Below are 7,818 nucleotides of genomic sequence, written 5' to 3'. Positions count from 1 at the left end.
GAGTGAAATCCAGATTCTGCGCCGTTCTACCGATAAACCCATTGTTGCGATTACCGGTTCAAATGCCAAAAGTACCGTCACCACATTAATTGGCCTGATGGCCGCAGATGCAGGTAAGAAAGTGGCCGTTGTTGGCAACCTTGGCCGTCCTGCGCTGGATCTGACCAAAGATAATCCTGAACTTTATATTTTAGAGCTTTCAAGTTTTCAGCTGGAAACCACGTCGAATCTGAATGCTGAAGTGGCAGTCGTGCTAAATATGAGTGAAGACCATCTGGATCGTCACGGTGACATGATGGGCTACCACACAGCAAAACACCGTATTTTCCAGGGTGTCAAAAAAGTGGTGTATAACCGCGATGATTCACTGACTCGTCCACTGGTTCCGGATGTAACGCCAATGCAAAGCTTTGGTTTAAATGCACCTGATATAAACCAGTACGGCGTGTTACGTGACACGGATGGCACGATCTGGTTAGCGCGTGGACGCGAACGTTTATTGAAAAGTTCTGACATATATATTCAAGGCACGCACAATGTCGCGAATGCTTTGGCCTGTTTGGCTTTAGGTGAAGCAATTTGCTTGCCAATAGACAGCATGCTGGAAACACTAAAAACCTTTAAAGGGCTGGAACATCGCTGTGAATTTGTCAAAGAAGTTAATGGTGTGCGTTATTATAACGACTCTAAAGGTACCAACATCGGTGCGACTCTGGCAGCTTTAGACGGTCTAGGTGCGGCGATCGAAGCACAAGGTGGGAAAGTGGCAATCATTCTTGGTGGCGAGGGCAAAGGCCAGGACTTCACTGCTTTACGTAATTCATTGTCTAAATACGCGAATGTAGCGGTGTTGATTGGTGTAGATCGTCCAATCATTGAAGCAGCAATTGAAGGAACCACGACACTTGTGCATGCGGAAAGCCTGCAGAAAGCAGTAGAAATCTGCCAGAGCAATACCCAGCCACATGATGTCGTGCTATTGTCTCCGGCATGTGCAAGTTTTGATATGTTCTCAGGCTATCCTGAGCGTGGCCGTCAGTTCGTTGCGTATGTCAACGCACTTAATTAAGAACAACAAGGATTCGTGATATGGCTGAGTTTGCTCAGACTGCGATCAATAAAATTAATCAATTTTATCAGCAGTGGGTACCTAAGCTGCCCGCTGAAGTTAATCCGCGTAATGTGCTGATTTTTTGTGTACTGGCTTTGCTGTGCATCGGTTCGATCATGGTGGCCTCGGCATCCATGCCTTATGCGGAACGGATGCATGAAAATGCTTTCCACTATGTAACCCGGCATGCGATATCGATTCTGGTTGCGGCGGGTGCAGCCTTTTTAGCCTATAAAGTTCCATTAAAAGTCTGGTTCAATAACACTTTCTTTTTATGGATTATTACTATTGTTTTGCTGGTCGCCGTACTCTTTGTCGGGACTGAAGTAAACGGCTCCAAGCGCTGGATTCGGGTAGCCGGTTTTACCTTGCAGGCTTCCGAAGTCGCTAAGATCATGATGGCGATTTTTACCGCAGACTACGTCGTGCGTCGTGCTGAAGAGGTTCGTAATAATATCAAGGGCTTGGTACGTTTAAGTGCCATCATGGGTGCAACCGTTGGCCTGATTATTCTTGAGCCTGACTTGGGTGCAACGGTGGTTATTACCCTGACCATGCTCGGTGTATTCTTCCTGGCTGGTGCACCCTGGATTCAGTTCGGTGTTGCTTTTATAACCTTATTAGGTGCGTTTGCTGCTGCGATTGCTCTGGAACCTTATCGTTTACAACGTTTACTGTCTTTCTCGAATCCTTGGGAAGATCCGCTTGGTACCGGTTATCAGCTTTCCAATGCCTTAATGGCCTTTGGTCGTGGCGAATGGACGGGAGTAGGGCTAGGCCACAGTATCCAGAAAATGTCTTATCTGCCGGAAGCGCATACTGACTTTATGTTGGCGATCTTAGGGGAAGAATTTGGTTTCTTGGGTATTTCTACTATTCTGATTCTGTCCTTCACCGTGATGGTCTGCTGCATCCGGATTGGGCATCGTGCCTTGCAGCATCAGTACTTGCGTGCAGGTTATCTGGCTTATGGGATCAGTATCATTTTCCTGTTACAGATTCTGGTAAACGCCGGGATGAATATGGGCCTATTGCCAACCAAAGGTTTGACCCTGCCATTTATTAGTTATGGCGGTTCATCACTAATTGTCTGTGCAGTGATGATCAGTTTGATTCTGAAAATTGATTCAACGACCCAGCAGGTCAATCCAAGCCGGGAAGAATCAAGCTTCTAGATTAGACGGACGCTGTGGATCAGGCTGAGCATGGTCAAGTACTGTGCTCGGCATGACAGTTCCACAATTCAGGCAACGCACAAAAGCACTTTTTGCCTTAGAAAGTGGAATCAGCGGAATAAAAAATAAAGAAAAATAATTACGCTGCTGTTTGAGTTCATACCCAGAACGAGTTCGGCAGACTGGACAAAGAAACTGACTTTTCTCAATGACTTTGGTTTTCGGTCCTACACCAAAAATAAAAAACATTTTTATAGTCCTCACTCGCCTTTGTTATTGCTTTTAGCTTAAGTGAAAACCTGTTTTTATAAATAGTGACCTTGTAGCTCAGTTGTATGCGGGATTCGGGAAATATCCCATTGTGCGACGGCTTGTTCGAGCATATGAGCAGGGCGATCCAGTTCTACGGGCACCTGACATAGGGCTTGAAGTGCTTTTTGCAAGAGCAGGGAAGCCTGATCAAGATCCAGTGCTTGCGCCAAGTTTTGTTTAGATAGTTTCTGGCCCTGATCATTCATTGCCAGTGGTAAATGCATATAGCTTAAACGCGGATAACCTAGTAATTGACCTAGGTAAATCTGACGTTCAGTGTTGTCCAAAAGGTCTGCGCCACGGACTACATGGGTCATGCCTTGCAGATAGTCATCGACTACGACTGCCAGCTGATAATTTATAATGCTATCACGACGTTTCAGTACAAAGTCACCCAACTCCTTTTTCAGTTGTGAGCAGTGTCGGCCTTGTAGACGGTCTTCAAAACAGATTTCAACATCTTCAACCTTGACCCGAATCGCCTGATGTTCAAAAGACAAACCTAAGTCACGACAGGTGTCCTGATAAATATGATTAGAACCCAGCATTTTGCGGGTACATTGGCAGGCATAGACCAGACCCTGCTGACGCAGTTGTTGGATCACATTTTCGTAAATATCCAGACGGTCTTTCTGGTAAATGATTTCTCCATCTGGCTCGAATTCAAAAGCATCCATGGCACGCAAAATATGTTCTTCGCTGCCGGGATAAATTCGCGGGATGTCGGTATCTTCAATGCGGACTAGCCAGCGCCCCTGATGGGCTTTGGCATCACAGTAGCTAGCGACTGCGGTAATGAGTGAACCAAAATGCAAAGGGCCGGTTGGCGATGGCGCGAACCGGCCCACGTAATTCTCTTCAGCTTTCCCCCCCTTTGATAAAGGGAGGGTCAGAGAGGGATTACTTAAAGACATGCTTAACCGTTATTTTGCTTCTCTTTGATCTCTGCCAAAGTCTTGCAGTCGATACATAAAGTTGCAGTTGGACGTGCTTCTAGACGGCGCAGACCAATCTCGATACCACAAGTTTCACAGAAACCGTAGTCATCGTTTTTAATCGCTTCGATAGATTGCTCGATTTTGCGGATCAGTTTACGTTCACGGTCACGAGTACGAAGTTCGATGGCAAATTCTTCTTCCTGAGTCGCACGGTCATTTACATCAGGAAGCGCAGTATTTTCGTCTTGCATCGTATTTAAAGTACGATCAACTTCTGACATCAGTTCAGCTTTCCATGCCATCAAAATTTGGCGGAAGTGTTCAAGCTGCCCTTCAGACATGTATTCTTCATTTTTTTTAGGTTGATAAGGTTCAATACCAAATAAGCTAGCAGTAGAACCACCCTCAGTCGTTTTCGGCTTAGATTTGCGCACACGTTTTGTAGGTTTTTCCTCTACAACATCAGTTTGTTCGTCTAAGACTTGATTTTGGTTGTCATTCGCCATTTAGGGCATTCCTCATCATATGCGTATGTTAATACGCAAAAAATATGGTGATATGCAATTTTTATCCACCCTGTAGAAAGATTATCCTCCTACGGGGGTCGTCATCATATAGACTTTTTATGCTTTTTGATAGTCTTTGATGTCTGGATTATAGATATCACATTTCCTTTGGTTGCAATAAAGTAATTCAAAAAAAATAAAATGCAAAGTTAATAACCTGAAATTTCGGTATTAATATTTTGCTGGCTTAAGGTCACACGTTCGATATGTGTATCGAACTCCCCATTTTGTTTCAAATGTAATACACGATAGCCAGGTGCCGCCTGGTCTAGCGCGAATTCATCACTCTTGGGTTTGAACTGTACGCTGGTCGATGGCGTCGATAAAAACTGGATACCGTGCCATTCATTGCAGGAATCCTGATGCACATGACCAAACAGAACCAGCTTCACATTCTGGTGCCGGGCCATTACATCTTTTAGATCTTCGGCATTCTTTAGCCGGTGCTGGTCAATCCAGTGCGACTTCATCGCAAAAGGATGATGATGGCAAGCCACAACTACATGCTGATTACGATATTCAAGCAATAATTGGTCTAGCTGTTCCAGTTGAGCCTGCTCTACCCAACCATCTATCCGATCCTGGACTGCACTATTTAGTAAAATCAGGGTCCAGTTGCCAAAATGAATCGCATGAGCCTGATCTCGATCCTGATAAAAAGGAAAGACCTTGATGTCATCATGATTGCCCGGAATCTGGTAATAGGGCACCTGGCAAGACTGGATATATTTTAAATAACGTGTATAGGTTTCTGCGACCGGCACCTGTGCCAGATCACCGGTATGTACGAGTGCATCCATTTCTGGAAAATTGTGCTGAATATGCTGCATGACTTCATGGAAGCTCTGCTCGGGATTCATATTCGCGAATTCCAGATTGGGCTGATCCATCAAATGGGTGTCAGAAATCTGGATAATGGTCCATTCTTGTGTCGATGCAGGATTGAATTTTTCCGATGTCATGTCTGCCCCCTTAAACCTGACGGGACAGCCTGTTGATGCTGTTGTAGCCATTGTAAGGCCATAATCACAGGTGCATTTCTAAGGCGACCATTACTCAGCAAGGTCGGAATATCGGCATAATCCAGAATGTGCAGCTGGATATTTTCCCCTTCATCCGGCATACCAAAAATACCGCCTTTTTCAGGCAGTTCAGTCTGGGCGACATAAAGATGAAACAGTTCCGAGCAGGCACCGGCAGAAGGGTAGAAACTGAAAAGATGCTGTAAGGAATCAACAGTGCAGCCTGACTCTTCGAAAGCTTCGCGGCGAATACAGGTCTCAGGCGTTTCATCGCCATCCAGTACACCGGCAATGACTTCTAGTTGCCATGGCGTATCCTGATCATCCAGCCCACCAATACGGAACTGTTCAATCAAGCCGAATTTTTGCTGTTGATCGTTATACAGCAGTACCCCAGCGGCTTCAGGACGATGGATGAGCTCACGCTGCAATGCAGGTGTATAAGATTCCTGATGGAAGACACGATGACTTAACGTGACTTTTTCCACCTGAATAAATCCCCGATATAAAAACTCACGGGCCTCTATCCTAAAATCTTTTTTATTATAAGAGGCTTGTTTAATAATATTCATAACTCAGAAAAGGATGAAATAACTTATTTTTTTCATCCTATCTGAGATTTTTATGAAAACAACTGTTTTTTTTACGGTTTTACACCTTGTGGTACAATTTTTGACCAGAGCTGTGGAAATCGTTTTTCATCTGGTTGAGGCCGGCTTCAATCTCTGCCTGCGTTACAGCCGGGGTTTCATCAGCAGATAACTGGCTGGCATAATCCCGCACATTCTGGGTGATTTTCATTGAACAGAACTTTGGTCCGCACATTGAGCAGAAGTGAGCCGATTTATGTGCCGCTTTGGGCATGGTTTCATCATGCATGCTGCGTGCTGTGTCCGGATCTAGACTCAAGTTAAACTGATCTTCCCAACGGAATTCAAAGCGGGCTTTGGACAGGGCATTGTCACGCGCTTGTGCTCCCGGATGACCTTTGGCCAAGTCGGCAGCATGTGCGGCAATCTTGTAGGTAATGATGCCGTCTTTCACATCTTTCTTGTTGGGCAAGCCTAAATGTTCTTTCGGTGTCACGTAGCAAAGCATCGCCGTACCGTACCAGCCAATCATCGCGGCCCCAATCGCCGAAGTAATGTGGTCATAACCCGGTGCGATATCTGTGGTTAACGGCCCAAGAGTATAAAAAGGGGCTTCCTTACAGACTTCCAGTTGTAGGTCCATATTTTCCTTGATCATATGCATCGGTACATGCCCCGGACCTTCGATCATCACCTGTACATCATGTTCCCAGGCACGATGCGTTAGTTCACCTAAAGTCCGTAGCTCGGCAAATTGCGCTTCGTCATTGGCATCCTGAATACAGCCCGGACGTAAGCCATCCCCAAGGCTGAAAGACACATCATAGGCTTTCATGATTTCACAAATTTCATCGAAATGCGTATAGAGGAAGTTTTCCTGATGATGTGCCAGACACCACTGTGCCATGATCGAACCACCACGTGACACAATACCAGTCAGACGATTCGCGGTCAGTGGTACATAACGCAATAACACACCGGCATGAATCGTGAAGTAATCCACGCCCTGTTCAGCCTGTTCAATCAAGGTATCTTTAAAGATTTCCCAGGTCAGGTCTTCAGCTACACCGTTGACTTTTTCTAGTGCCTGATAAATTGGTACGGTACCGATTGGCACTGGAGAGTTACGGATAATCCATTCACGGGTTTCATGGATGTTTTGACCAGTCGACAGATCCATAATAGTGTCGGCACCCCAGCGGGTCGCCCAGGTCATTTTTGACACTTCTTCTTCAATACTTGAACCTAGTGCGGAGTTCCCGATATTGGCATTGATTTTCACCAGGAAATTGCGCCCGATGATCATTGGTTCCAGTTCAGGGTGATTGATATTGGCAGGAATAATGGCACGGCCTGCAGCGACTTCCTGACGGACAAATTCAGGGGTGATTTCCTGTAAATTTTTGGCACCAAAATTCTGTCCCGGATGCTGGCGCATATCGGTACCTTCCAGCTGACGCAGGTTTTCCCGAATCGCAATATATTCCATTTCCGGCGTAATAATGCCCTGTTTGGCATAGTGCATCTGGGTCACATTCTGGCCAAGTTTAGCCCGGCGTGGTTTTTGGATATGGGCAAAGCGGATATTGGCAGTACGGATATCGCGCAGACGTTGGCGACCAAACTCAGAACTTAAATCATCTAGCATTTCTGTGTCATTACGCTGTTCAATCCAGCCTTCACGCAGATTTGGCAGGCCTTTATTCAGATCAATTTCAACGTTTGGATCGGTATAAACCCCTGAAGTGTCATAGACCATCAACGGTGCATTATATTCACCGCCCAGACCAGTCGGGGTTTCGCTGAGAGAAATTTCCCGCATCGGCACCTGAATATCAGGACGTGAGCCTTGTAGATAGACTTTACGCGAAGCAGGCAGAATGCGGGTCAGATCACGCGCTTCCTGTTCGTGTGGAGTAAGGGGAGTTTCAGAAGAAAGATTCGTTAACTGGCTCATTGCAATGATCCTTATGAATGACATCAACGAATCAAGCACGACCAAAAACGTGGACAGAATTATCTGGGAGTAGATAAAACAAGGGTAGTCGTTTTTAGATGGCTTGATTCCTACGCAGGTATTAACCTGATCAGGTTCAACGGTACT

General features: G+C 45.7%; 8 protein-coding genes. 2 read left to right on the top strand and 6 right to left on the bottom strand.

The annotated features are described in order from the left end of the window. The coding region (gene murD / locus B4J23_RS11575) for a UDP-N-acetylmuramoyl-L-alanine--D-glutamate ligase (protein WP_291360756.1) at nt 1–1,069 on the top strand (1,069 nt) is incomplete at its 5' end. 20 nt (nt 1,070–1,089) lie between these two features. Next, nucleotides 1,090–2,286, top strand: coding sequence for a putative lipid II flippase FtsW (gene ftsW, locus B4J23_RS11570; protein WP_180015015.1), 1,197 nt, complete (start codon nt 1,090–1,092; stop codon nt 2,284–2,286). Here ftsW and B4J23_RS11565 read toward each other — a convergent pair. From B4J23_RS11565 to thiC, 6 genes are all read right to left on the bottom strand, one after another. Next, nucleotides 2,275–2,535 carry a zinc ribbon domain-containing protein gene (locus tag B4J23_RS11565; protein ID WP_159124363.1) on the bottom strand — a complete coding sequence of 87 codons (261 nt, stop codon included), beginning with the start codon at nt 2,533–2,535 and terminating at the stop codon, nt 2,275–2,277. The two genes, ftsW and B4J23_RS11565, sit on opposite strands and share 12 nt — an antisense overlap. Nucleotides 2,536–2,591: 56 nt before the next feature. Continuing rightward, on the bottom strand, nt 2,592–3,512 hold the full coding sequence (gene gluQRS, locus B4J23_RS11560) for a tRNA glutamyl-Q(34) synthetase GluQRS (RefSeq protein WP_291360752.1): 921 nt from the start codon (nt 3,510–3,512) through the stop codon (nt 2,592–2,594). Nucleotides 3,513–3,514: 2 nt separating this feature from the next. Continuing rightward, nucleotides 3,515–4,042, bottom strand: a complete 528-nt coding sequence (gene dksA / locus B4J23_RS11555; protein WP_004787252.1) for an RNA polymerase-binding protein DksA — start codon at nt 4,040–4,042, stop codon at nt 3,515–3,517. A gap of 209 nt (nt 4,043–4,251) precedes the next feature. Continuing rightward, nucleotides 4,252–5,064, bottom strand: a complete 813-nt coding sequence (cpdA, locus tag B4J23_RS11550) for a 3',5'-cyclic-AMP phosphodiesterase (protein ID WP_291360750.1) — start codon at nt 5,062–5,064, stop codon at nt 4,252–4,254. After that, entirely contained in the window at nt 5,061–5,696 is a 636-nt protein-coding gene (locus tag B4J23_RS11545) for an NUDIX domain-containing protein (RefSeq protein ID WP_179992202.1), read from the bottom strand. Before B4J23_RS11545 ends, cpdA begins: the two co-directional genes overlap by 4 nt. A 79-nt stretch (nt 5,697–5,775) precedes the next feature. After that, nucleotides 5,776–7,671, bottom strand: a complete 1,896-nt coding sequence (thiC, locus tag B4J23_RS11540; protein WP_179992201.1) for a phosphomethylpyrimidine synthase ThiC — start codon at nt 7,669–7,671, stop codon at nt 5,776–5,778. Nucleotides 7,672–7,818 lie beyond the last annotated feature (147 nt).

Origin of the sequence: Acinetobacter sp. UBA3025, assembly GCF_002367915.1 — a bacterium.
Taxonomy (GTDB): domain Bacteria; phylum Pseudomonadota; class Gammaproteobacteria; order Pseudomonadales; family Moraxellaceae; genus Acinetobacter.
The sequence above is the reverse complement of the archived record's forward strand: the minus strand, read 5'-3'. Positions and strand labels throughout refer to the sequence as shown.

What these genes read in the sequence shown, in the direction of transcription:
- gluQRS (WP_291360752.1), bottom strand. Translation starts at nt 3,512, where the DNA reads ATGTCTTTAAGTAATCCCTCTCTGACCCTCCCTTTATCAAAGGGGGGG.
- cpdA (WP_291360750.1), bottom strand. Translation starts at nt 5,064, where the DNA reads ATGACATCGGAAAAATTCAATCCTGCATCGACACAAGAATGGACCATT.
- ftsW (WP_180015015.1), top strand. Translation starts at nt 1,090, where the DNA reads ATGGCTGAGTTTGCTCAGACTGCGATCAATAAAATTAATCAATTTTAT.
- thiC (WP_179992201.1), bottom strand. Translation starts at nt 7,671, where the DNA reads ATGAGCCAGTTAACGAATCTTTCTTCTGAAACTCCCCTTACTCCACAC.
- dksA (WP_004787252.1), bottom strand. Translation starts at nt 4,042, where the DNA reads ATGGCGAATGACAACCAAAATCAAGTCTTAGACGAACAAACTGATGTT.
- B4J23_RS11565 (WP_159124363.1), bottom strand. Translation starts at nt 2,535, where the DNA reads ATGTTTTTTATTTTTGGTGTAGGACCGAAAACCAAAGTCATTGAGAAA.
- B4J23_RS11545 (WP_179992202.1), bottom strand. Translation starts at nt 5,696, where the DNA reads ATGAATATTATTAAACAAGCCTCTTATAATAAAAAAGATTTTAGGATA.